The organism is Pandoraea eparura (assembly GCF_902459725.1).
Classification (GTDB): domain Bacteria; phylum Pseudomonadota; class Gammaproteobacteria; order Burkholderiales; family Burkholderiaceae; genus Pandoraea; species Pandoraea eparura.
Genome location: NZ_CABPSH010000001.1, coordinates 601,684 through 624,236 on the forward strand (window position 1 = coordinate 601,684; position 22,553 = coordinate 624,236).

The window sequence follows — 22,553 nt, forward strand, 5'->3', positions numbered from 1 at the left end:
GGACATGAAGACATGGACTTTATCGCTCGTGCTCGCGGGCGCCACGATGCTGGTCGCGCTGCCTGAGGCGGCCTCGGCGCAGTCGGGGCAGGCGGTGACCAACGCCGCGGCCAATGTGCGGGCGGGCCCGGCGATCGATTACCCGGTCGTCGCTCAGGCCGGCGCGGGCACGCCGGTGACCGTCTACGGCTGTCTGTCCGACTACTCGTGGTGCGACATCGGCCTGCCCGGCGCGCGCGGCTGGATCTACGCGGCGCTGCTCAGCTACCCGTATCAGGGCAATCCGGTGCCCGTGCTCAACTACGGCCCGATGATCGGGCTGCCCATCGTGACGTTCTCGATCGGCGCTTACTGGGGCAACTATTACCGCGGCCGGCCCTGGTATCACGATCAGCGCTACTGGAATCGCCCGCCGCCCAGAACGCGCCCGCCGGGATACTATTCGCCCGGTCCGGGCCCTCGCCCGCCCGGGGGGCACGATTCCCGCCCCAACCCGCGTCCGCCAGGACACGGCGCAGGCCCAGGCCCCCGTCCCCCCGGATACGGACCGGGACCGCGTCCACCGGGCCACGGTGCGAGTCCCGGCCCGCGACCGCCCGGCGGCGGCGGGGGGCCTGGCGCGCGTCTGCCCGGCGCTGGTGGACAGGGGGGAGGACATGGCGGTGGTCATGGCGGACGTCCGCCCGGCGGTGGTCCCGGGGGCGGTGGCCCCGGAGGGCAAAATCGCTGATGCGGCAGGCCGCATGCGTCGCCCATTCGCGGCGCGGCGGCGGCCGTGCCCCGTTGCCCCGTTGTCCCGTTACCTCGCTGCCCCGTTGCCCCGGCGATATGACCCCAAATTCAGCAATCACTGCACGCACTTTGTGAAAAGCGCTTAAAATGCGAGCAATTCCGGCCAGGCGGAGGTGCCGATCAGGCGCCGATGGCCGGACCGCAGGACAGCGAGCCTTCGCCCGAACGACGCCCCGGCGTCGAACGGGCACCCACATTGCAGACCCACCCTTCTCCGGTGTGCCGCGTCGACAGTCGCAGTGCACTCGGCAGTCCGGCAGGATCCTCCGTAAGTCTCGATCGTGTTCGTCCCGCCCCGGTGCGCGCAGCGCGCGCCGTGGTTGCCTATCGTCATGCCGCATCCGGTGCGCGCCACCCAGGCGCGCCGCCGATGGCCGACATGCCGGTGCCGTGTGCACCGGCAACGTTAGCGCAACGAGGGCGAACGACCCGCCCTGTGGCGTTCCGCCAGGCATGGGAACGCGCGGCCACAAGCCCAGGGTGCCCTTGCAGCCAGGTCGCGGGAGGCATCTCCCGTGGATTCCCCGATGGCGCGCGCCCCGCGTACGCCAAGGGCATACGTTGCAGGAACCTTTTGCAGGTCATGAGTCTTTTTCGAACCAAAAACATCGAGAACATGCTGGTCGCGAGCCGTACCGGCAGTCTCAAGAAGGTGCTGGGCCCGGTCGATCTGGTCCTGATGGGCATCGGCGCCATCATCGGCACCGGCATTTTCGTCCTCACGGGCACCGGCGCCCTCACCGCCGGCCCCGCGCTCACGCTCTCGTTCATCATCGCGGCAACGGCCTGCGGCTTCGCGGCCCTGTGCTACGCCGAATTCGCCTCGACGATTCCCGTCTCCGGATCGATCTACACCTACAGCTATGCCACGCTCGGCGAGATCGTCGCGTGGATCATCGGCTGGGACCTGATGCTCGAGTACGGACTGGCGTCGTCGGCCGTCTCGGTCGGATGGTCGGGCTACTTCCAGTCGCTCGCGGCAGGCTTCGGCCTGCATCTGCCCGCGGCCATCACGGCGGCCCCCGGCAGCGTGCCCGGTGTCACGACCTTCATCAACCTGCCGGCCGTCGTCATCATGCTGCTCATCACGTGGGTGCTGTCGTACGGCGTGCGTGAGTCCGCCCGCATCAACAACCTGATGGTGGCGATCAAGATCGGCGTCGTGCTGCTGTTCATCGCGGTGGGCGTCTGGCACGTGAAGCCGGCCAACTGGACACCGTTCATGCCTTTCGGCACCAGCGGCATGTTCAACGCCGCCGCACTCGTGTTCTTCGCCTTCATCGGCTTCGACGCCGTGACGTCGGCGGCGGAAGAGGTGCGCAATCCGGGCCGCGATCTGCCCATCGGCATCATCGGCTCGCTGATCGTCTGCACGCTGCTGTATGTGGCGGTCGCGGCAATCATGACCGGCATCGTGCCCTTCGCGATGTTCGCGGGCGTGGATCACCCCGTGTCGCTGGCACTGCAATACGCCGGTCAGAACTGGATCGCGGGATTCGTCGATCTGGGCGCGATTCTCGGCATGACGACCGTGATCCTGGTGATGACCTATGGCCAGACCCGCATCACGTATGCCATGTCGCGCGACGGTCTGCTGCCGCCGCTGCTCTCACACATCCATCCGACGCACAAGACGCCGTTTGCCGGCACGTGGATCATCGGGGTGGTGTTCGCCGTCATTGCGGGCTTCGTGCCGCTGGGCGTGCTCGCCGAGCTGATCAACATCGGCACGCTGTCGGCGTTCGCGCTGGTGTCGGTCGCCGTGCTGGTACTGCGTCGCACGCGTCCGGACCTGCCGCGCGCGTTCCGCGTGCCCGGTGCCCCGGTCGTGCCGCTCATCTCCGCCGGCCTGTGCCTGTTTCTGATGGCGCACCTGCAAGCCACCACATGGATCGCCTTCGTGGTGTGGCTCGTCATCGGCCTGGGCATCTATTTCCTGTATGCGCGACGCAATGCGTTGCTGCACCAACCGGGCGCCGCGCAGCCGACGCCGCGGTAAATGCCATCGCCGACCGCCCCGCCTCGCACCCCACGCGAGCGCGGGGACCGGCTGAGCGCGCCTGACTCAGCCAAGATTGCGATTGAGCCACACGGCGCCGTAGCCGAGCGCGAACATCGTGAGCAGCAACGGCACCGAAATGCGCAGCACCTGGATGACCAGCGGACGCGGCGGCAGATCGTCCTGCTCCGGCATGCGCGCCGCCTCGCGCAACGCGCCGGTGCACAGCGCCGCCGCGGCAACGCTCACGACGATCCAGAACGTCTGGTTGTACATCAGCGCGACGAGCAACAGCGCGAGCGCGACGTTGCGGCCGTGATAGATCAGATTGACGGTAGTACGAAAGGATTGCGGCGACATGTCGATGCTGCGCCGGCGTGTGCACGAATGCCTCACCGGCGCGAAGGTTATGGGGGGTTCGTCCGTTGACATGCGACACGCCGGCCGGCTTGCCGCGCGCCACGACAACTACGCTGAGCTTATCCAGTCTTAACGGCTTTCGCCATCGCACTCTTTAACGTTGCGTGGCGTCCGCGCGCAATGTGCGGAAACATCGGACGCGGCGTGGGACGTCATGCCCGACATGATGCCGACGTGATGCCGAAGGGCGTGCCCGCCGTGATGTCAGGCGCCGGACGAATGCGGTATGCTCCCCCGCATGACTGCCCGCGCGCCTTCCCGTTTTGCCACCCCTGTCCCGACCTCTGCCCTGGCGGCAGCCCCGGACACCGATGACGCCTCCCGCCACGACGTGCCGACGCGAGCCGTCTACGTCATCGTGGCGCACCCGCGCTGGCGCGACTCGCGCGTCAATCGTCGCCTGCTCGACGCCGCGCGCGGCATCGAGGGGGTCGACGTCAACGACCTCTACTCGACCTATCCCGACTTCAGCATCGACGTCGCCGCCGAACAACGGCGGGTGGCGCGTGCCGACCTGATCGTGCTCGTCCACCCGATCTACTGGTACAGCATGCCGCCGTTGCAGAAGCTCTGGCTCGACGACGTGTTGTCGTGGGGCTGGGCGTACGGCCACGACGGACATGCGCTCGCGAACAAGGACCTCTGGCTGGTGGCAAGCACCGGCGGGCCACAGGCGAGCTATCGCCCCGAGGGCTACAACCAGCACGAGTTTTCGGCGTTCCTGCCCGCCTACGAGCAGATGGCGCGCCTGTGCAACATGCGATTCCTGCCGCCGCACGTGTTCTATGGCGCGCGACGCAGCGACGACGCTGCCCTCGACGCCCACGTGAGCGCGTTCGCCGGCAAGCTGGTCACCTACCCGCAATGGCCTGAGTTGATCGCGATGGCAGGCGCGCCCGAGTGTCCGGACATTCCGGTCACGGACCGGCCGCGCTGCGCCACCGGCGCAGTCGAGGTCGCGGGCGACAGCAACGAGAGCGCCAACGCCAACGCCGGGAGGGTCGCCTGATGGAACACGTGCCGGCCTGGTTGTTAGCCAGCCTGATTTACCTCGCCGCGGCGGTCATCGTCGTGCCGCTCTCGCGTGCGCTGGGACTCGGCGCGATCATCGGCTATCTCGCCGCCGGGATTGCCATCGGCCCCTGGGGGCTCGGTCTTGTCGCGCGCGTGGAAGACATACTGCACTTCGCCGAGTTCGGCGTGGTGCTCATGCTCTTCCTCGTCGGCCTCGAACTGGAACCGCGCCGCCTGTGGAATCTGCGACGCCCGATCTTCGGGTGGGGATCGGCGCAGGTCGTCGGCTGCGCGGTGCTGCTCTTCGCGGCGGGCGTGGCGCTCGGCGCCCCGTGGCGCATCGCCCTCGTTGCCGCCCTCGGCCTCGCGCTCTCGTCAACGGCGATCGCCTTGCAGGTGATGGCCGAGCGCAATCTGCTCGGCACCCCGAGCGGTCAGGCGGGCTTTTCGATTCTGCTGTTCCAGGACGTTGCGGCGATCCCGATCCTCGCGCTGCTGCCCTTGCTCGGCAATTCGTTCGACAGCCAGGTCATGACGGGGACGGCGCGCGCGTTCGAAGCCCTGAAGATCGTCGGCGTGATCGCCGCGATTATCCTTGGCGGCCGGCTGGCGTTGCGCCCGCTGTTGCGCTGGATCGCCAACAGTCGCACGCCGGAGATTTTCACCGCCGCGTCGCTGTTGCTCGTAGTCGCCATCGCGGCGCTGATGCAATGGGTCGGCCTGTCGATGGCACTCGGCGCGTTCCTTGCAGGCGTGCTGCTCGCCGAGAGCGAATACCGGCGAGAGCTGGAAACGGACATCGAACCATTCAAGGGGCTGCTGCTCGGATTGTTCTTCATTGCCGTGGGCATGAGCATCGACTTTGGTGTGCTGCTCGCGCAACCGCTGCGCATGATCGCCGTCGTCGTCGGCTTCATGGCGCTCAAGGGACTGGCCATCTACGGTGTGTCCCGGTGGATGCAACTGCCTTACCAGGAGCGACCGATCTTCACGCTGTTGCTCGCACAGGGCGGTGAATTCGCCTTCGTGGTGTTCCAATCGGCGGGCCCGCAGGTGCTGCCGCCAGGGGTATCGTCGTTCCTGATCGGCGCCGTTGCGCTGTCGATGCTGGTCTCACCGCTACTGCTTGTGGCCATCGACAAATGGGTGCTGCCGCGCTACAGCGTGAAAGGATCGCCGCGCATGGCCGAGATCGCCGAGCCCCAGTCGGCCAGCGTCGTGATCTGCGGCTTCGGACGCTACGGGCAAATCGTCGGCCGCACTCTGGTGCCGCAGGGCGTGTCGGTGACCGTGCTCGATCACGATCCCGACACCATCGAGAGCCTGCGCCAATTTGGCTTTCGGGTGTTCTATGGCGACGCCACGCGACTCGATCTGCTGCGCATTGCCGGCGTGGCGCATGCGCGCGCGGTGGTCGTCGCGGTGGACGACGTCGATCAGTCGCTGGAAATCGTCGACCTGCTGCGCGAACACTTTCCCGACGTGCCGATCGTGGCGCGGGCGCGCAACGTCGGCCATCTGTTCCAACTTCGCGAGCGCGGTGTCAAGCACATCGAGCGGGAACTCTTCGAGTCATCGCTGCGCAGTGCGCGTTCGGTGCTTGAAACCCTGGGCTGGCCGGCGGCCGAGGCGCGAGAGGCCGCGATGGCATTTCGTCGCGCCAATCGGCAGTTGACCGACGAAATGTATCCCACCTACCAGGATCGCAAGGCCATGGTGGCCACGGCCAAGGAAGGCCGCCGTCAGTTCGAGGAACAGATGGCACGCGAGCGCGCACAACGTCATGCGCAGCGACAGGTCACGTTCGGCTGGGACAGCGAGCGAGTGCCCGACATGGCACCGGCACCGACCTCCACTGACGCATCGGCGCCCGTCGCCCCGGACACACCCGCAGCCGACGACCGACGCGTCTGAGCGGCGATGGGCGATGGGCGATGGGCGATGGGCGATGGGCGATGGGCGATGGGCGAGAATTATCGGACACACGAAAAAGCCGTCCCGAGGATTTCCCTCGGGACGGCTTTTCAGCCTGCGGCGTCAGCCGGCCGGCGATCAGCTGCCTTGGCTGACGTTCAGTTCACCGGCGGCGCGGGCGCGCGCCAGCTCCTGCTTCACGTCGGCGCGCGAGGTGCTCGGGCCTTGCGAGGCGATGATCGGATAGTCCACGTCGTTCTGCGGTACGAGCCCTTGCGCACGTGCCTGGGCCAGTTCGATCTTGACATCGGCGCGGCTCTTGGTCGAAGCCGAAGCGACGTAGACCGGATAGTCGGCGTCACCGTTCGGGATCAACCCTTGCGTGCGGGCTTGTGCCAGATCGGCCAGCACGGCGGCACGCGTGAGCGGCTGACCTTGCGAGGCGATCTCGGGATAATTGTTGCCGTTCTCGGCAGCGTTGCTGGCAACGGCACCGAGCGAAGCCACGGCGGCGATAAGGGCGATTGCGATGTTCTTGCGGTTCATTTTCCTAACTCCTGTCTAGTTTGCGACGACTTTGTTTTCAATTGCGCCGTCGATGGAAGGAAGTCTAGAACTCGCCGCCGAGATGAAAAACACGATATTTGTCGAGGAACTATTGCGGCTTTCGATGGGAATCGACGCACCGAAGCGGTGCAAACAGACCGCGCGCGCGGCGCGACCGGGGAATCACCGAGGCGCGTCAAGCGCCGCTGTTCCCCGGAAACCGGGGTACAGCGGCCTTGGAGGAGGAAGGGGAACGTCGATGCGGGGGGCTCAGTCGCCGAGCGAGGCACCGAGGGCATCGAGCAACTGCTGCGTGCCCCGTTCGCGTGAGCCCGCGTCGTCGTAGCCGTCCAGAAAGGCGCCCTGCTCGGTCATGACGAGGTGCGTGCCACCGTCACGCGCACGTAGGTCGATCGTTGCGAGCGACACGGAGATCTTGCGCGCATCCAGGTGCATCTCGTAGGTGTAGACAAGCCGCGAATCGGGCACGACATCGAAGTACAGCGCGTCGAACGTCGACACCATGCCGCTTGCCCAGCGCCCTTTCGCCACCTCGCGGCCGCCGGGGCGCACGTCCATCGAGCGCTCGATCAAGGTCAGGCCATCGCTTCTGGCGAACCAGCGGTCCTTGGCGTCGCGCTCGGTCAGCGCACGATACACGCGCGCAGGCGACGCGGCGTACTGACGCTCGATGCGAAAGGTGGCATGCACAACGCTGCGTTGCGTGGGCGCCTCGGCCTCGCGCATGACCTCGCGGCCCAGCTTGTCGAGTGTCTGCGCCCAGCCCTCGCCGGCCCCGGCGGGCATCCAGGCGAACGCGGGATCGTGAACGGTGTAGCGTTGCTCCACATCCAACCGCGTGCCTTGCGCCACCTCCGTGAATTCAGCCGTCGTGCGCGCGCCGAACAGCGCCTGCCCCTTGGCGTCGGTCACTTCCATGTCGATCACGAGACGCGCCGGGGCGTCAATCTCGACGAAACGCCCGCGAATCCAATGCGATTCCCCTTCGGGCGACTGCATGCGCAGGTCGAAAGCGCCGCCCACGCGGGCATCGATCTGCGCTTCGGGCACGGTGTAGCCGGTCGGGCAAAACCAGCGCTTCACGGCCTCGGTGCGGGTCCAGGCGAGAAATACGGTTTCGCGGGTGGCCGCGTAGGTCCGACCAACGCTCAACGGGCGCGGCTGCGCAGGTGCTGCTTCACTGGCTGTCCTCATGAACTCCTCCTTCTGGCGGCAGGCTGGCCAGATACTCGCCCAAACGGTCGAGATGACCCTCCCACTCGTGACGGCGCTGGTGAATCCATCGCTCGGCAAGGCTCAGCGCCTGGGGTTCGATCCGGCACGTTCGCACGCGTCCGGCCTTTTCCGTTCGCACCAGCCCCGCGCTCTCGAGCACGGCCAGGTGCTGCATGACCGCCTGCAACGACATCGCCAGCGGCTGCGCGAGCGCACTCACCGACGCTGGCCCCTGCGCCAGCCGCGCAAGCATCGCGCGGCGCGACGCGTCGGCCAGCGCCTGAAAGGTCAGATCGAGGGCGATGTCATGGTCAAGCATGTGCTTGAGTATAGACGCTCACAACAGTAAAGCAAGTACTTTAGTATCGAATCGTCAGGTGATGATGTGATGGTCGTTGCGCGGGCGCAGGCGGGCCGTGTGCTGACGATGGAGGATTTCCCGCAGCGATTGTTCGATGGTCTCGGACATGGCGTTGAGCGCCAGGTCGTTCGGCTCCAGCCCGAACGGCTCTTCGATTTCGGCACTGACGGCTTCGAGTGCGAAGAAGGTGTACGAGATGAAGGCCACGACCACCGGCGTCATCGGACCGATCGAATCGACCAGTCCGAACGGCAGCAGCACGCTGTAGAGATACGTGACGCGGTGCAGGATCACGCCGTACGTGAACGGGATGGGGGTAGTGGCAATCCGCTCACAGCCGCCGATGGCTTCGCCAAGCCGATCCAGGTGCATCTCCATGACCTGCGCGAGCGGCGCTTCGATCTGCCCGCGCGCACGACGCTCTCGCAGCCAATCCCCCGCCATGAGCAGGATCGCGATCGGCTTGAACTGCTTGCGCGCCAGGCACGCGACGTCCACTTTGTCGAGCAGCCGTTCGAAGTCGGCTTGCGGGTCGGTCCCGCGCAACTGATGCCGCATGCCATGGACGAAAGCGATGAGATACGCAACGAAGCGCGGCGATTCCGAGGTGTCGGACACGAGCGTCATCGACTGGCGAGCCAGGGCACGCGTCTCGTTGAGCACACTGCCCCAGAGCACCCGGGCTTCCCAGTAACGGGCATAGCTCGTGGTGTTGCGAAAGCCGAGGAAAATTGCGAGTGTGATGCCGATCAGCGAGAACGGCACGAACGTGAGCGGAATCTTCCATTCGAAGATGCGTCCGTGGGCCAGCGTGACGGCGATCGAGATGATCGTAGTGAAAATGAGCTGCGGGGCAATCTTGGGAACGATCGAGCCGCGCACGACGAAGAGCATGCGCAGCCAGTTCAGATTGGGTCGGACGATCATGAGGGACAAAGGCGCTCGCAAGCGCGCAAAGACTGGCCGTGGGGGAAGCCGTTGCGCCGGGATGATACGCCCATATCGGCCGGTTTGAAATGGCGGATGGCGATGGCAACGTTGCGCCTAGCCGCAGGCGCGCGCCCGCCATCAGCCCGTCATCCTCGCCACGCCCCCGAGAAAACGCCCGTCGGCCGCGAAGCCGACGGGTGTTTCATTGACCATGCGGCACGCTCATGACGTCACGGCCAATGCCTGCGCCAGGGTGACCGGGTCCTGGAAAATGCTCGAGAAGTCGAGCGCGCCATGACCGTTGGCCCGATGCACTTCGAAGATGCGCCGCGCCAGGTCGCCGAGCGGGGTCGCCACGTCGCTGGCGGTCGCCGCCCCGTGAGCGAGGCGCAAGTCCTTCGCCATCAGATCGGTCGCGAAGCCACCGGTGTACCCGCGCGACGATGCCGCATTCTCCATCACCCCCGGACACGGGTTGTACACCTCCAGCGTCCAGTTGCGCCCGGAGCTTTGCTGCATCACCGCCGAGAGCACCTTCGGGTCGAGCCCGTTGGCGATGCCCAGACGCAACGCCTCGCTCGTGCCGGCCATCAGAATGCCGAGCAGCATGTTGTTGCACAGCTTAAGCGTCTGCCCCGCGCCAAGCGGCCCGCCGTGATGGATCGCCCGTCCCATGTTGCCGAGCAGCGGCCGCATGCGCTCGACGAGCGCGGCATCGCCGCCGACCATGAACGTGAGCGTGCCCGCCGCGGCACCCGCCGTGCCGCCCGAGACCGGCGCGTCGAGCAGCGCCGTGCCCGGGCGCGCGAGCGTCGCCAGCCGGCGCGGAATTTCTGGCGGCACCGTACTGCTGTCGATCAGCACGGCGTCCGGCGCGGCATGCGCGAGCACACCGTCCGGGCCGTCGTACGCCGCGAGGACATGCTCGCCCGCCGGCAGCATCGTGATGACCACCTGGGCGTTGCGCACGGCGTCGGCAATCGACGTCGCCGCCACGCCTCCCGCCGCCGTCAGTCGCGCGAGCGCCTCGCCCGACAAGTCGAAGCCGCGCACCGTGTGCCCGGCCTTCACCAGATTCGCCGCCATCGGCCCGCCCATGTTGCCGAGCCCGATGAAGGCGACGCGCCAAGCGGCTTGTTGCGTTTGCGTAGCCATCGTGTGTCTCCGATTCTCCGAATCTCAGAAAGCGACGTGCGCGTTACTTGAGCGTGATCGTCGTGTTCACGCCCGCAGGCCCGGTGCCGCGCGCTTGCCAGCGGGCGGTCACGGTCTTGGTCTGCGTCCAGAACAGAATCGCCTGCTTGCCGTTCGGCCCCAGATCGCCGAGCTTCGACGCACGCGAACCGGTGAAGCTGAACCAGGCAACCGGCACCGGAATCGGCAGGTTGATCCCGACCTGTCCGACGTCGATCTCGTTCTGGAACTGACGCGCCGCCCCGCCGTCCTGCGTGAACAGCGCCACGCCATTGCCGTTCGGGTTGGCGTTGACGAAGGCAATCGCTTCATCGAGGGTATCGACGCCCGTCATGCACAGCACCGGTCCGAAAATCTCGTCGCGGTAGATCGACATCTCCGCCGTCACCTCGTCGAAGATCGTCGGGCCGACGAAGTTGCCTTCTGGCGCTTCCTTGACGGCATGGCCGCGACCGTCGAGCAACAGCTTCGCGCCCTCTTCCACGCCAGCACCGATCAGCCGCTCGACGCGCGCGCGCGCCTGCTTCGACACCACCGGGCCGAGATCGGCCGTGCGGTCGGTGCCGGGGCCGACCTTGAGGGCGCGCGCCCGCGCCACCAGCTCGGGCACCCACTCGCGCGCTTCGCCCACAAGCACCGCCACGGACGTCGCCATGCAACGCTGCCCCGCCGCGCCGAATGCCGCCCCCAGCAGATGATTGATGGCCTGCTCGCGATCCGCATCCGGCAGGATCACACAATGGTTCTTCGCGCCCATCATCGCCTGGCACCGCTTGCCCGCCTCCGAGGCACGACGATAGATATGGGTGCCGACATGGGTCGAGCCGATGAACGACACGGCCTTGATGTCCGGATGATCGCAGATGGCGTTGGCGATGTCCGGTCCGCCGTGCACGACATTGAGCACGCCCGGCGGCAGGCCGGCTTCGAGTGCGAGTTCGGCCAGACGCAGCGATGCGCTCGGATCCTGCTCCGAGGGCTTGAGCACGAACGTGTTGCCGGTCGCCACCGCCAGCGGGAACATGAAGCACGGCAGCATGACCGGGAAATTGAACGCGGTGATCCCCGCGCACACGCCCAGCGGCTCGATCAGCGTGTAGACATCGACACCGCCTGCCGCGTTCTGTGCGTACTCGCCCAACTGCAGCGAGGCAACCGAGCAAGCATGTTCGACGACTTCGAGGCCGCGTCCGACTTCGCCTTCGGCGTCGGGCAGCGTCTTGCCGTGCTCACGCGTAATCAGTTCGGCGAGTTCGCCGGTGTGCTCGCGCAGCAGTTGCTGGAAGCGCAGCATCACGCGCATGCGGTTCGCTTGCGACGTGTTGCGCCAGCCCTTGTAGGCCGCCTTGGCCGAGGCCACGGCGGTATCGAGTTCCTCCGTCGTGGCAAACGGCACGCGCGCGACGACTTCCTGCGTGGCCGGGTTCACGACGTCGCGCCACTGCGAGGACTTCGACTCGACGCGCTTGCCGTCGATAAGCAGCGGAATGGTGGGTAGGGACATGACACGCTCTCCTGATCGATACGAATGCGAGGATTCGGGACTAAAGAAGTAAAGAACGAAAGGGCTGGAGGACGAAAGGGCTAAAACCGTTCGAAAGACTTCCGCGTTCGTCGGATGGCGGGCTGCGCTGAATGCGCACGCAACACCGCCGGCAATTACAAGATAGGCAATCGACGCGAGGTGTGCGCCGCGACGATCATGCGTCGCTCACGCACCGCTCAAGCACCACTCAAGCACGACTTACTTCGCCGCCGTGCTCGTCTTCACGAGCGAACAGGTCGATTTCGACAACGGCTGGAAGGCTTCCGTCGCGGGTACCGTGGCGACCTTGGTGTAGTAGTCCCACGGGCCTTTCGACTCGGCGGGCGACTTCACGCGGAACAGGTACATGTCGTGGATCACGCGCCCGTCCGGACGAATCGAGGCGTTGTGCATGATCGGATCGCGAATCGGCAATTCCCGCATCTTTTGCGCGACCACCTTGGCATCCACGCTCTGGGACGCCGCCACTGCGCGCAGATAATGCAGCACGCTCGAATACACGCCCGCCTGCACCATCGTCGGCTTCAGGTTCTTGTACTGCTTCTGGAAGCGGGCCGACCAGGCGCGCGAGGCGTCGTCGAAGTTCCAGTAGAAGCCGTCGGTAAACATCAGGCCCTGCGCCGTATTCAGGCCCAGCGCGTGAACGTCCGACAGGAAGACCAGCAGCGCCGCCAGCTTCTGCCCGCGTTGCACAATGCCGAATTCACGCGCCTGCTTGAGCGCGTTGACGGTGTCCTGCCCGCCATTGGCGAGCGCCACGACCTGCGCCTTCGAGCTTTGCGCCTGCAACAGGAACGACGCATAGTCGGACGCGTTGAGCGGATGCCGCGACTGCCCCGCGACCGTGCCGCCGAGGGTCTTGACGATATCGGCGGCGTCCTTCTCCAGGGAATGTCCGAAGGCATAGTCGACGGTGATGAAATACCACGATTTGCCGCCGTCGCCGACGACAGCGCGCGCGGTCGCCGCCGACTGCGAATAAGTGTCGAACATCCAGTGAAAGCCCGTGGGCGAGCAGTCTTCGTTCGTCAGACGCGTGGTTGCCGGCCCCGAGAACAACGTCACGCGTTGCTTGTCCATCGCGATCTTCTGCACCGCCAGGGCCGCCGCCGAGTTGGTCAGATCGGCAATCGCATCGACATTGTCACGATCGAACCATTCCCTGGCCTTGTTGGCGGCGACATCGGCCTTGTTCTGATTATCGGCCGACACCAGGGCGATTTTCATGCCCTTGCACTCGGCCGCCAGACAATCGTCGATCGCCATGTGCGCGGCGACGACCGAGCCTGCGCCGCCCATCGCCGAATAAGGCCCCGACATGTCGGTGAGCACCCCCACCTTCACCGGACGGTCCGGCAACTGCGCCATGCCGGCCATCGACACCAACGCCAAACCCGCACCGAGTCCCAACGCGAGCAGCCACGGCTTGATCTTCATCGCTTCGTCTCCTTCAGGTCTTATATGCATTCGTCGTCGCCGGCTATGCGCAGCGCTCATGAATTGTATTTGTGCGAATTTGCTTTACATAGCGAATATCTGCATCTACTTTGTGCATAAATACACATAGGAGACAAGGAGATGGTTCGCACCGCCACAGCAAGAGCGTCGGGCATCGCCAGCGCTTCCGTCACGGAGCCGCGTCCCGACTGGGACGACCTTCGCTACTTTCTGGAAGTCGCGCGCACACAGCGCGTGAGCGCGGCGGCGCAGCGCCTGGGGGTCGATCACACGACGGTTTCCCGACGGGTGCGCGCACTGGAGCAGTCGCTCGGCACCTTGTTGTTCGACAAATCGCGCAACGCGGGCTTTGCGCTGACGCACGAAGGGCAGCAACTCCTTGTGTACGCAGAGCAAATGGAGACCACGCTGCAATCGGCGTGCGAGCAAGTGGCGGGGCTTGGGCAAACGCTCTCGGGCCACGTTCGCATCGGCTCGACGGAAGCGTTCGGCACGTATTTCGTCACGCCCGTCCTCTCGCGCTTTCAACGCGAATACCCCGCCATCGCGTTCGACGTGCTGCCGGTGCCACGCTTCGTGAGCCTGTCGAAGCGCGAGGCCGATCTGGCGATCACCATCGAACGACCCCAGCGCGGGCCATACGTTTGCAGCAAGCTGTGCGACTACCGTCTGCAGTTGTACGCGACGCCCGGGTACCTGGCGCAATACGGCGATGTCGCGACGTTCGCGGATCTGGCCGGACGCCGGTTCATCAGCTATGTCGACGAACTCTCGTTCAGCAACGAGCTGCGCTATCTGGAAGACGTCGTGCCCGGCGGCAACGTCGTGTTGCGCAGCACGAGCGTCATCGCGCAATACCAGGCGGCCTTGCAAGGCGAAGCGCTGGCGATCCTGCCGTGCTTCATGGCCGCACAGGATGCCCGGCTCGTGCCGCTGCTCGTTGAGGATGTGGTCGTCACGCGCAGCTTCTGGATCTACTGCCACGAGGATTTGCGCACGCTCAAGCGCATTACGGTGCTGTGGGACTACCTGCGCGACGCCGCCCAGCGTAACGACGCCTTGCTGCAAGGCAAGTCCGGACAACTGCGGCTGGCCTGATCGCGATCAGCGAATCTTGCGTTGTTCGGCGTCGATGACGGCGGGAATCGCCACGCGCATCGCTTCGATGAAGCGGCGCAGCCGGGCCGGATAGTACTTCGCGTATGGATAGATCAGGTACATCGGCAAGGCCGTCGAGCGCCATGGCGGCACCAGTTGGATCAAACGCCCTTGCGCCACATCTTCGGCCATCACCCATGCCGAACAGACCGCCACACCCAGCCCACATATTGCGGCACTGCGCAATGCATAGAGGTTGTCTGTACTCATGCGCGGATCGAATGTGACGCGAGCCGTCTCGTGCGTTTGCTCATGCATGAGGGTGATGTCGCTGCGATAAAACGTGGTGAGCGAGAGCCACGGCAACGACGCCAGATCCGAGGGGTGCGACGGCAGCGCCCGCCCGCGCAGCAAATCGGGCGACGCCACGACGATGCGTGGCACATCGGTCAACGAAATCGCCACATTCGACGGATCACGCAGCTCGCCCACGTGGATCGCGCAGTCGATGCCTTCGGCAATGAAATCCGGCTCACGGTCCTGCAAGAACCAGTGCACCTTCATCCCTACATAGCGCTCGAGAAAATCCGCGAGCGGCCCGATCATCATGTCCTGACCGAACGCATGGGGCACAAGCACGCGCAAGGTGCCCTCCGGGTCGTTACCGGTGCCGCGCAGATCGGCCTCGAACGCCTCCCAGCTCGCGACCAGCTCCTTCGCCCGTGCGAAGCAACGCTCGCCGTCTTCGGTGAGCTTCATGCGATGCGTCGAGCGTTGCAGCAGCCGAAGCCCCAGCGAACGCTCGAGCATCTGCAAACGCCGGCTGACGGTCGGCTGCGTGGTGCCGAGCAGCGCCGCCGCGGCCGACAGGCTGCCAGCCTCGACGATGCGCACGAACGTCTGCATCAGTTCGACGCGGTCGGCGCCGCCACTTCGGCCGGCGGGCGCATCGGTGGCAAAGGATGGGGGTGAAAGGGATTCGGTCATACGCACCACGTATAAAGGTTGTACGGATTATAGGTCTACCGTTGCGCCGCACCAAGCGCGACACTACGCCCCGTACCTTCCTACTGGAGCCTCGCCTCATGAGTTCCGCTCAAATATCCAACGCAACCGGCGCGAGTCAAGCTGCCGCCCGGCCGCAACCCGAGTTGTCCGCCCGCTTGATCCTGCTGCTGGCGACGGGCACCGGCCTGACCGTCGCCTCGCTTTACTACGCCCAGCCGATGCTCGGCATCATGACCGACGACATCCACGCGGCCAACACGACCGTCGGCTGGGTGCCGACGCTCACTCAGCTTGGCTATGCGCTGGGCATTTTGCTGCTGGTGCCGCTCGGCGACATCATCGACCGGCGCCGCATCGTGCTCGTCAAGAGCACGATTCTCACGCTCGCGCTGCTGCTGGCCGCGGTGGCGCCCGGCATCGGCACGCTGCTCGCCGCCAGTCTGGCCATCGGCCTGAGCGCGACGATGGCACAGGACATCGTGCCCGCCGCCGCCGCGATCGCGCCCGAATCGATCCGGGGCCGGGTGGTCGGCACCGTGATGACCGGGTTGTTGCTTGGCATTCTGCTCTCGCGGGTGGTGTCAGGGGTGGTGGCGCAGACCTTCGGTTGGCGGGCGATGTATGTCGTTGCCGCCATCAGTGTTGCCGGTTTCGGCGCGGTGGCGTGGCGCGGCCTGCCGTCGTTCCATCCGACGACGCAGATGAGCTATCGTCAGTTGCTCGGCTCGGTGGTCGGCCTGTGGCATCGTCATCCGGCGCTGCGTCGCGCGGCATTGGCGCAAGGTCTGCTGTCGGTCGGCTTCAGCGCCTTCTGGTCGACGCTTGCCGTGATGCTTCATCAGGCGCCATTCCATCTGGGCGCGGCAGCCGCGGGGGCGTTTGGTCTGGCGGGGGCGGCCGGCGCGCTCGGGGCGCCGCTGGCCGGTCGCATCGCAGACCGCAAGGGGCCGCAGATCGTCACTCGTCTTGGCGCCGGTCTGGTGGCCGTGTCCTTTGCCGCCATGCTGTTCGCACCGATGCTCGGCGCGCATGCCCAACTGTGGCTGATCGGTCTGGCCGCCATCGGCTTCGACCTGGGCGTCCAGGTGGCGCTGGTCTCGCATCAAACCATCGTGTACGGCATCGAGCCCGCCGCGCGCAGCCGTTTGAACGCGGTACTGTTCGTCGGCGTGTTCATCGGCATGTCGATCGGCGCGGCACTCGGTGCTCAGGCCCTGGCACATTGGGGCTGGACGGGGGTCGCGTCGCTCGCCACCTTGGCCGCGCTCGCCGCGCTCGCCGTGCGCCTGTGGCCCGGCACGACCTCGGCGCACTGACACGGCGCCTGTCCCCGACAGCGGCGGGACGAAGACAACAAGGCCGCCTCCCTCGGGAGGCGGCCTTGTCGTTTGGGGCTTACGGTGCGTTCATGGCATCGGCACCGCTCAGCCAGCCGCCTTCGCAGCGCATGCCTGCACGCGGTCGTACAAGGCCTCCGTGTCGATACCGTCAAGCGTCAGGCCGAAGCGTTCATGCAGGACCTGCGCGAGTTGCGCGGCCGACGCAATGTCGGTTTCCGCCACGACATCGCCTTGCGCCGAGCGCTCCGTCAGCGTCGTGTTGAGCAGCGCAATGCGTCCCTGCGGCAGCACACGGCAGACGATGAGCTGATTCCGGAAGATCGAATCGGGTGCGCTCGACGTGTACCAATTGCCCAGCTTGTAGTCGATCCACTCGGCCGGCCGCGGCGTAAAGCGATAGACGGGCAACCACTTATCCGTGGAGCACACGCTGAGGCGATACTCGCTTGGCGGCGCGCCGTCATCCGCGCGAACCGTCTCCAGTTGGAACGTCTCCAGCAAGGTCGATTGCGGTTGCGCCGAGTGCAGGCGCAGCGGTGCAGTCAACGTGACGGAGCCGAAGCCCACATCGGCCAGCCAGGCCTCGCCGTCGAGATCGACGCGCAGCAACATGTGCGTAAGCGGTGCTTCCACGTCGAACGAACGCCCCCATGCGACGCGACCGATCAACGGTGTGACGGCGAAACCGAGATGCGTGAGCGCGTTGGCGAACAGCGCGTTCTGTTCGAAGCAGTAGCCGCCGCGTCCGCCGTCGAGCAACTTGGCAACGACTGAAGGCAGATCGACATGGACCGGCTGGTCACGAATCGGATCGAGATTTTCAAACGGGATGGCCAGCGGATGCAGCGAATGCACGGCGCGCAGGACATCGAGCGTCGCTTCACGCGGGCCGGAGTAACCAATGCGGTGAAAATAGCGCTCCGGATCGAAGGGATGAGACATGCCAGACTTCCTCGTGAGGGATGCGGACAGACGCAGAGTCCATACGTTAGCGCATCCGCCGCATCTTTGGGCAATGCCATCATGACGACGACGCGTGCAGACGGTTGGCCGACGCCGAAACGCGACAGGCCCGCACCGCCATCGCTCGCCCGCCCACCCCGTCTTGGCCAGTACCGCGTGTCGTCGGAATAGTGTCGCTCGTTGGCTGGCCGGATGGGTCGCCCCCGCGCTATCCGGAGTATGCCGCGCATCACTCGCTAGTCCGCCCGCACTGCGCGTCACACAACGCTCGCGATGCACTCCCGCAGCCACTGATGCGCCGGATCGCGATGCACGCGCTCGTGCCAGTACATCGAGATCTCGAAACCTGGCAGGTCGACGGGCGGCGTCGTCGCCTGTAACGCCGAATCGTCGCGCACGAGCCGTTCGGGAGCCATGGCCACCAGATCCGTGCTGGCGAGCGCGGATCGCAAAAAGAGAAAGTGCGGCACCGACAGCACAACGCGTCGCGACGCGCCGAGTTTCGCGAGCGCATCGTCGGTGCTCGCATGAAAGCCGCCGCCGTCCTGAGACACCATGGCGTGCTCAAGATCGCAGAACTGCTTGAGCGTGGGGCGTCGCTTGAGCTTCGGATGCCCTCGACGCCCTACCAGCACATAGCGCTCGGTGAACAGCGCCTTGCGACGCAACCCCTGCGGCGCCCCGTCTGTCGTGTGAAAGGCGATATCGACAATGCCCTGCTCCGTCTGCCTCGCAACGCGCGACGGCGACAGATCGAACACGGCCACGCGCGTGTGGGGCGCCTCCGCTCGCAGACGGCGAAGCACAGGCAATACCAGGGTCGACTCCGTGTAATCGGTGGCGGCAATACGCCAGGTCAATTCAGCGTTGACCGGATCGAAGGCCGCAGCGGGCGAGACGGCACGCGACAGCGACTCGAGCGCGTCACGCAGCGGCTCGCGCAGCGCCTCGGCGCGCGTGGTCGGGCGCATGCCGCGCGGCCCGGGCAGCAACAGCGGATCGCCGAGCAAGTCGCGCAACTTCGCCAGATGCACGCTGACCGCCGGCTGCGACATGTAGAGCCGCTCAGCGGCACGCGTCACGTTCTGCTCTGCCAGCAGCACATCGAGCGTGACGAGGAGATTCAGATCGATACGACGCAAATTATTCATGGTTATACCTGGCATATCAGGAATTCATTTCCAATATACCGTGCACGGGCCTAATCTGCATTCATCCACTGAAACCTATGTGCCCGATGGCAACGGAGTTTGAAAAATGAATGTGTTGATCGTTTATGCCCACCCGCAACCGCGCTCGCTCAACGGCGCGTTGCGCGACTTTGCCGTGCAGCGACTGGAAGCGTCGGGACACCACGTACAGGTGTCGGATCTGTACGCAATGCAATGGAAGAGCACCATCGACGAGGCCGACGCCCCGGCACGCAACGCGAGCGAGCCATTTCATGCATCGCTCGACTCGAAGCGTGCCTTCGCGAGTGGCACGCAGAGCGCCGACATCGCCCGCGAGCAGGCAAAGCTGCGCTGGGCCGACACCGTGATTCTGCAATTCCCGCTCTGGTGGTTTTCGATGCCCGCGATCATGAAGGGATGGTTTGATCGCGTATATGCCTACGGCTTCGCCTATGGCGTAGGCGAGCACTCGGACACGCACTGGGGTGACCGCTATGGCGAAGGGTCGATGGCGCGCAAGCGCGCGATGCTTGTCGTGACGACGGGCGGCTGGGACTCGCATTACAGCGCGCGTGGCATCAACGGTCCCATCGACGACGTGCTGTTCCCGATTCAGCACGGCATGTTGTTCTACCCGGGCTTCGACGTGCTGCCGCCCTATGTCGCCTTCCGCACGGGCCGCGTCGACGGCGAGCGCTTCGCGCAGATCCAGCGCGAGCTGGGAGAGCGCCTCGACACGCTGGCCACCACGGCGCCGATTCCGTATCGTCGGCAGAATCATGGCGCGTACGATATTCCGGCGCTCACGCTCAAGGACGACGTGGCCACCGGACAGATTGGCTTTGCCGCGCATATCGACTGAGCGGTCTCGCCGCCGGATGCCTCAGGCGGTGGGCGCCCGGCGGCACAAAGCATTGCGCTACGTGAGGAACACGCGTATAAGTGACAAACCGACGTTCAAGTCTGGCGCCTGTCCCCACCGCGCCACTCGTGAAATCTGCGCTGGCATTCATGGCCCGCAGTGATTCACTCAATGTCAGGAGCACGAATGCTCACCCTGTCGAAGCAGGCCATCCTGGCTGCCATTTATCGCGTCATCCGCAATGACGACGACCTTCCTTCGGATGCCATCATTAACGCGTTGCTCGCGCGAGAGCTGGTTTGCCGAGTGGGGGAACGCCTGGAATTGACCCCGTACGGCAGATCCTACTGCCGATCCGCCTACGTTCCTGCCTGGTGCTGACCGAACGTCGGCGCCGCCGACGTCTCGTCGCCGCAGCCGCACGTCACGACCTGCCACGCATCGGCATGTCGGCGTAAGAACGGGTGCGCATCATACCCCTACCGTCATCGGCCTGTCGTGCCCGATGCACCTTCCTTTCGCATGGCGGGTCACCATTGGGCAGGTGTTGACGATGCGCTTTCGAATCCGCTGGTGAAACTGCGGTAGCATGGCGGCCGGCCGTACAGTATCCTCGACGCTGAACGAGACCTGCAGAATTTCAACTGGCGGTCGTTAATCCCCCCCCAAAAGGCAAACCACAGATCCGCCGACGTTCATGATCACGCAAGACGACGAGATGCACGCCTCCAATGTTTCAGCGAACGTCGGGGAGTTCTGGCACCCGCTTCAGGATACTGCGCCCGTGGGCGAGGGACGGGAGATGTACGGCTTGGCCGGGACGCCACAGCTCGCGGCGCTTTGCGCAGCGATGCAGCACCATGCCACGGATATCGTCAGTCACTTCCACCAGGGACTCATTGGCCTGCCGGCATCCAAACGCATCCTGGATCACCTGACGCCGGCAGAAATTCGGTATGCCAAGTCGCGACAGAGGCGGCGACTTTGCGCGCTGTCGGCACCTGAGCTGACCGCCGCGGATCATCGGGCGCAAGCCATCCGAAACGGCCGCATGCATGCCATCGTCGGACTGAATTGGGAAGATCTCGTTCGTGCCAGAGGGGTTCTCGGCGAAGCCATCTTCAAGCACATCGATACGTCGGCACATGGCGAGGCGCTATGCATGCTGAGCCGGCGCATGAACCAGGATCTCGCCTGGCAGGCCGAGGCCTATCAGCGCCTGCAGATCTCGCGTCATGAGGTACTGCAACGCATCACGCTGCTGGCATGGAAGACGGAGAGCTATACCGACCTGATCAGTCAGGTGGTGCAAATCCTGGGGGAACACGACGAGATCGCCGGCTGCGCGGTGGGTCGTCCTGATCGCCAGGGTGTATTTCGCTTCGAATTGGCGGCCGGCAGCACGATCGAGCGCTATCTCGCCGGGATCGAAAAAACGGCGCCCATCACGGTGGGCAATGCGGCCGGCAGTCAGGGCCCCACGGGACGTGCCTGGCGCAGCGGCCATGTGGTGCGCTCGCTCAATATTGCGACCGATCCGAAGATGGTGCCCTGGCGGGCGGCTGCCTTGCCGGTGGGTTTTCATTCGTGCATTGCGATTCCACTGCGCCAGCCCGGCGAACCCACGGCGGCCATTCTGAACCTGTACTGCCCCGTGCCGGGCGCACTGACGGGGGCCGATCAGATTGCCTTCGTTTCGCTGTTGCAGACGATTCTGGGCTTCGCCATTGCCGGCACCGAGCGTCTCGCCGGGAATACGAGCACTGTGCCTTACACCGCTCGGCGGCGGTGGTCCAAGCTTCTCGGGTCTGATGCGCTGCAGATGCACTACCAACCGCTGCTGGATCTCACCACGGGGCAAGTGACCAAGGTCGAGGCACTGGCGCGGTTGCAGGACGGAGATCGCCTTCTGGCACCCGGCGAGTTTTTCCCCGCGCTGTCCTCCGAGGATTTCCTGACACTGTACAAGCGAGGGCTCGAGCAAGCGCTGTCGCAGAGCCGGCAATGGCTGCAGGCGGGGTTCGCGCTGAATGTCTCCGTGAACCTGCCATCGAGCGCGCTCGGCGACATCCGCTATTTCAAGGTCACGGAGCGGGCGCTGAAAAAAAGCGGGGCCGCGCCGAACCAGTTGACGCTGGAAGTGCTGGAGACCGATGCCTTTCCGCTCGGCGTGGACGTTTCGCAGGAACTGACGAAATTCAAAGCCCTGGGCATCCAGTTGGCCGAGGATGATCTGGGCTCGGGATACAGCAGCCTGACGCGCCTGCGCGAAGTGCCGTTCGACCTGGTCAAGATCGACCGGACAATCGTGAGCGCCGTCGGTCGCGATCCTCTGGAGACACTGCGCTTCACCTATCAGTTGATCCAGTTGGGACACTCGTTGAACAAGGCCGTCGTCGTGGAAGGCATCGAGGACGAGGGAATGCTCGAGGCGGTTGTAGTGCTCGGCGCCGATATCGCCCAAGGGTATGTGATTGCGCGCCCGATGCCGGCAGAACAGTTGACCGAGTGGATGGCGTGCGTGCCGCGCGTGCCCGATGGTCACGCGCCATCGACAGCGTTGGGCACCTTGGCGGCACGGTTGCTGGTCGAAGCCCGCAAGCGATTGATGTAATGTCGGCTCTGCCGGATCTGGCCGACAGCCTCAGTCAGCTTGCTGTGCGGATCAGGGTGATGATCCAGCGGCCGATAACAAAATAG

20 protein-coding genes are annotated in these 22,553 nt (G+C 65.3%); 9 read left to right on the top strand and 11 right to left on the bottom strand.

Annotated elements, in window-relative coordinates:
• The first annotated feature begins 4 nt into the window (after positions 1-4).
• Positions 5-730 (top strand): SH3 domain-containing protein, encoded by a 726-nt coding sequence (locus tag PEP31012_RS02675; protein ID WP_150587774.1) that lies wholly within the window; start codon positions 5-7, stop codon positions 728-730.
• Between the two features lie 645 nt (positions 731-1,375).
• Positions 1,376-2,791: a branched-chain amino acid transporter BcaP gene (bcaP, locus tag PEP31012_RS02680; protein WP_150587775.1), complete on the top strand. Its 1,416-nt coding sequence runs from the start codon at positions 1,376-1,378 to the stop codon at positions 2,789-2,791.
• A gap of 66 nt (positions 2,792-2,857) precedes the next feature.
• Here bcaP and PEP31012_RS02685 read toward each other — a convergent pair whose 3' ends face one another.
• The gene (locus PEP31012_RS02685) at positions 2,858-3,151 is read right to left on the bottom strand and encodes a hypothetical protein (protein WP_150587776.1); all 294 of its coding nucleotides are present in this window, start codon (positions 3,149-3,151) and stop codon (positions 2,858-2,860) included.
• Between the two features lie 286 nt (positions 3,152-3,437).
• On the opposite strand from PEP31012_RS02685, the gene kefF reads away from it, so the two are divergent.
• Positions 3,438-4,220: a glutathione-regulated potassium-efflux system oxidoreductase KefF gene (kefF, locus tag PEP31012_RS02690; RefSeq protein ID WP_150587777.1), complete on the top strand. Its 783-nt coding sequence runs from the start codon at positions 3,438-3,440 to the stop codon at positions 4,218-4,220.
• On the top strand, positions 4,220-6,139 hold the full coding sequence (gene kefC / locus PEP31012_RS02695; RefSeq protein ID WP_150587778.1) for a glutathione-regulated potassium-efflux system protein KefC: 1,920 nt from the start codon (positions 4,220-4,222) through the stop codon (positions 6,137-6,139). Before kefF ends, kefC begins: the two co-directional genes overlap by 1 nt.
• Positions 6,140-6,277: 138 nt before the next feature.
• Here the strand turns inward: kefC and PEP31012_RS02700 are convergent, their stop codons facing one another.
• The 7 genes from PEP31012_RS02700 to PEP31012_RS02730 form a co-directional block, all read right to left on the bottom strand.
• A complete protein-coding gene (locus tag PEP31012_RS02700; protein ID WP_150587779.1) occupies positions 6,278-6,685 on the bottom strand; it encodes a DUF4148 domain-containing protein in 408 nt (135 codons plus the stop codon).
• Between the two features lie 270 nt (positions 6,686-6,955).
• Entirely contained in the window at positions 6,956-7,900 is a 945-nt protein-coding gene (locus PEP31012_RS02705) for an SRPBCC family protein (protein ID WP_150587780.1), read from the bottom strand.
• Positions 7,884-8,240: an ArsR/SmtB family transcription factor gene (locus PEP31012_RS02710; protein WP_150587781.1), complete on the bottom strand. Its 357-nt coding sequence runs from the start codon at positions 8,238-8,240 to the stop codon at positions 7,884-7,886. The genes PEP31012_RS02705 and PEP31012_RS02710 overlap by 17 nt, the downstream gene beginning before the upstream one ends.
• 54 nt (positions 8,241-8,294) lie before the next feature.
• Positions 8,295-9,209 carry a bestrophin family protein gene (locus PEP31012_RS02715; RefSeq protein ID WP_150587782.1) on the bottom strand — a complete coding sequence of 305 codons (915 nt, stop codon included), beginning with the start codon at positions 9,207-9,209 and terminating at the stop codon, positions 8,295-8,297.
• A 225-nt stretch (positions 9,210-9,434) separates the two neighbouring features.
• Complete coding sequence (mmsB, locus tag PEP31012_RS02720) at positions 9,435-10,367, bottom strand: 3-hydroxyisobutyrate dehydrogenase (protein WP_150587783.1); 933 nt, start codon at positions 10,365-10,367, stop codon at positions 9,435-9,437.
• 43 nt (positions 10,368-10,410) lie between these two features.
• Complete coding sequence (locus tag PEP31012_RS02725) at positions 10,411-11,910, bottom strand: CoA-acylating methylmalonate-semialdehyde dehydrogenase (RefSeq protein ID WP_150587784.1); 1,500 nt, start codon at positions 11,908-11,910, stop codon at positions 10,411-10,413.
• A gap of 240 nt (positions 11,911-12,150) precedes the next feature.
• Complete coding sequence (locus PEP31012_RS02730) at positions 12,151-13,389, bottom strand: ABC transporter substrate-binding protein (protein WP_150587785.1); 1,239 nt, start codon at positions 13,387-13,389, stop codon at positions 12,151-12,153.
• A 141-nt stretch (positions 13,390-13,530) separates the two neighbouring features.
• Here PEP31012_RS02730 and PEP31012_RS02735 point away from each other — a divergent pair, with 141 nt between their 5' ends.
• Positions 13,531-14,508 carry a LysR family transcriptional regulator gene (locus PEP31012_RS02735; RefSeq protein WP_150587786.1) on the top strand — a complete coding sequence of 326 codons (978 nt, stop codon included), beginning with the start codon at positions 13,531-13,533 and terminating at the stop codon, positions 14,506-14,508.
• Between the two features lie 6 nt (positions 14,509-14,514).
• Here the strand turns inward: PEP31012_RS02735 and PEP31012_RS02740 are convergent, their stop codons facing one another.
• Positions 14,515-15,495 (bottom strand): LysR family transcriptional regulator, encoded by a 981-nt coding sequence (locus tag PEP31012_RS02740; RefSeq protein WP_150587787.1) that lies wholly within the window; start codon positions 15,493-15,495, stop codon positions 14,515-14,517.
• Positions 15,496-15,593: 98 nt separating this feature from the next.
• On the opposite strand from PEP31012_RS02740, the gene PEP31012_RS02745 reads away from it, so the two are divergent.
• On the top strand, positions 15,594-16,832 hold the full coding sequence (locus tag PEP31012_RS02745) for an MFS transporter (protein ID WP_150587788.1): 1,239 nt from the start codon (positions 15,594-15,596) through the stop codon (positions 16,830-16,832).
• Between the two features lie 108 nt (positions 16,833-16,940).
• Here the strand turns inward: PEP31012_RS02745 and PEP31012_RS02750 are convergent, their stop codons facing one another.
• Complete coding sequence (locus PEP31012_RS02750) at positions 16,941-17,798, bottom strand: arylamine N-acetyltransferase family protein (RefSeq protein ID WP_150587789.1); 858 nt, start codon at positions 17,796-17,798, stop codon at positions 16,941-16,943.
• Between the two features lie 278 nt (positions 17,799-18,076).
• Positions 18,077-18,970: a LysR substrate-binding domain-containing protein gene (locus PEP31012_RS02755; protein ID WP_150587790.1), complete on the bottom strand. Its 894-nt coding sequence runs from the start codon at positions 18,968-18,970 to the stop codon at positions 18,077-18,079.
• Between the two features lie 106 nt (positions 18,971-19,076).
• On the opposite strand from PEP31012_RS02755, the gene PEP31012_RS02760 reads away from it, so the two are divergent.
• The 3 genes from PEP31012_RS02760 (at position 19,077) to PEP31012_RS02770 (ending at position 22,467) form a co-directional block, all read left to right on the top strand.
• Positions 19,077-19,853, top strand: coding sequence for an NAD(P)H-dependent oxidoreductase (locus tag PEP31012_RS02760; RefSeq protein ID WP_150587791.1), 777 nt, complete (start codon positions 19,077-19,079; stop codon positions 19,851-19,853).
• A 186-nt stretch (positions 19,854-20,039) separates the two neighbouring features.
• Entirely contained in the window at positions 20,040-20,234 is a 195-nt protein-coding gene (locus PEP31012_RS02765; protein WP_150587792.1) for a hypothetical protein, read from the top strand.
• A 316-nt stretch (positions 20,235-20,550) separates the two neighbouring features.
• Positions 20,551-22,467 (top strand): EAL domain-containing protein, encoded by a 1,917-nt coding sequence (locus tag PEP31012_RS02770; RefSeq protein ID WP_150587793.1) that lies wholly within the window; start codon positions 20,551-20,553, stop codon positions 22,465-22,467.
• The last annotated feature ends 86 nt before the right edge of the window (positions 22,468-22,553 follow it).

Excerpts from the sequence above, each read along its gene's own strand:
- PEP31012_RS02675 (WP_150587774.1), top strand. The coding sequence starts at position 5 with ATGAAGACATGGACTTTATCGCTCGTGCTCGCGGGCGCCACGATGCTG.
- bcaP (WP_150587775.1), top strand. The coding sequence starts at position 1,376 with ATGAGTCTTTTTCGAACCAAAAACATCGAGAACATGCTGGTCGCGAGC.
- PEP31012_RS02685 (WP_150587776.1), bottom strand. The coding sequence starts at position 3,151 with ATGTCGCCGCAATCCTTTCGTACTACCGTCAATCTGATCTATCACGGC.
- kefF (WP_150587777.1), top strand. The coding sequence starts at position 3,438 with ATGCTCCCCCGCATGACTGCCCGCGCGCCTTCCCGTTTTGCCACCCCT.
- kefC (WP_150587778.1), top strand. The coding sequence starts at position 4,220 with ATGGAACACGTGCCGGCCTGGTTGTTAGCCAGCCTGATTTACCTCGCC.
- PEP31012_RS02700 (WP_150587779.1), bottom strand. The coding sequence starts at position 6,685 with ATGAACCGCAAGAACATCGCAATCGCCCTTATCGCCGCCGTGGCTTCG.
- PEP31012_RS02705 (WP_150587780.1), bottom strand. The coding sequence starts at position 7,900 with ATGAGGACAGCCAGTGAAGCAGCACCTGCGCAGCCGCGCCCGTTGAGC.
- PEP31012_RS02710 (WP_150587781.1), bottom strand. The coding sequence starts at position 8,240 with ATGCTTGACCATGACATCGCCCTCGATCTGACCTTTCAGGCGCTGGCC.
- PEP31012_RS02715 (WP_150587782.1), bottom strand. The coding sequence starts at position 9,209 with ATGATCGTCCGACCCAATCTGAACTGGCTGCGCATGCTCTTCGTCGTG.
- mmsB (WP_150587783.1), bottom strand. The coding sequence starts at position 10,367 with ATGGCTACGCAAACGCAACAAGCCGCTTGGCGCGTCGCCTTCATCGGG.
- PEP31012_RS02725 (WP_150587784.1), bottom strand. The coding sequence starts at position 11,910 with ATGTCCCTACCCACCATTCCGCTGCTTATCGACGGCAAGCGCGTCGAG.
- PEP31012_RS02730 (WP_150587785.1), bottom strand. The coding sequence starts at position 13,389 with ATGAAGATCAAGCCGTGGCTGCTCGCGTTGGGACTCGGTGCGGGTTTG.
- PEP31012_RS02735 (WP_150587786.1), top strand. The coding sequence starts at position 13,531 with ATGGTTCGCACCGCCACAGCAAGAGCGTCGGGCATCGCCAGCGCTTCC.
- PEP31012_RS02740 (WP_150587787.1), bottom strand. The coding sequence starts at position 15,495 with ATGACCGAATCCCTTTCACCCCCATCCTTTGCCACCGATGCGCCCGCC.
- PEP31012_RS02745 (WP_150587788.1), top strand. The coding sequence starts at position 15,594 with ATGAGTTCCGCTCAAATATCCAACGCAACCGGCGCGAGTCAAGCTGCC.
- PEP31012_RS02750 (WP_150587789.1), bottom strand. The coding sequence starts at position 17,798 with ATGTCTCATCCCTTCGATCCGGAGCGCTATTTTCACCGCATTGGTTAC.
- PEP31012_RS02755 (WP_150587790.1), bottom strand. The coding sequence starts at position 18,970 with ATGAATAATTTGCGTCGTATCGATCTGAATCTCCTCGTCACGCTCGAT.
- PEP31012_RS02760 (WP_150587791.1), top strand. The coding sequence starts at position 19,077 with ATGAATGTGTTGATCGTTTATGCCCACCCGCAACCGCGCTCGCTCAAC.
- PEP31012_RS02765 (WP_150587792.1), top strand. The coding sequence starts at position 20,040 with ATGCTCACCCTGTCGAAGCAGGCCATCCTGGCTGCCATTTATCGCGTC.
- PEP31012_RS02770 (WP_150587793.1), top strand. The coding sequence starts at position 20,551 with ATGATCACGCAAGACGACGAGATGCACGCCTCCAATGTTTCAGCGAAC.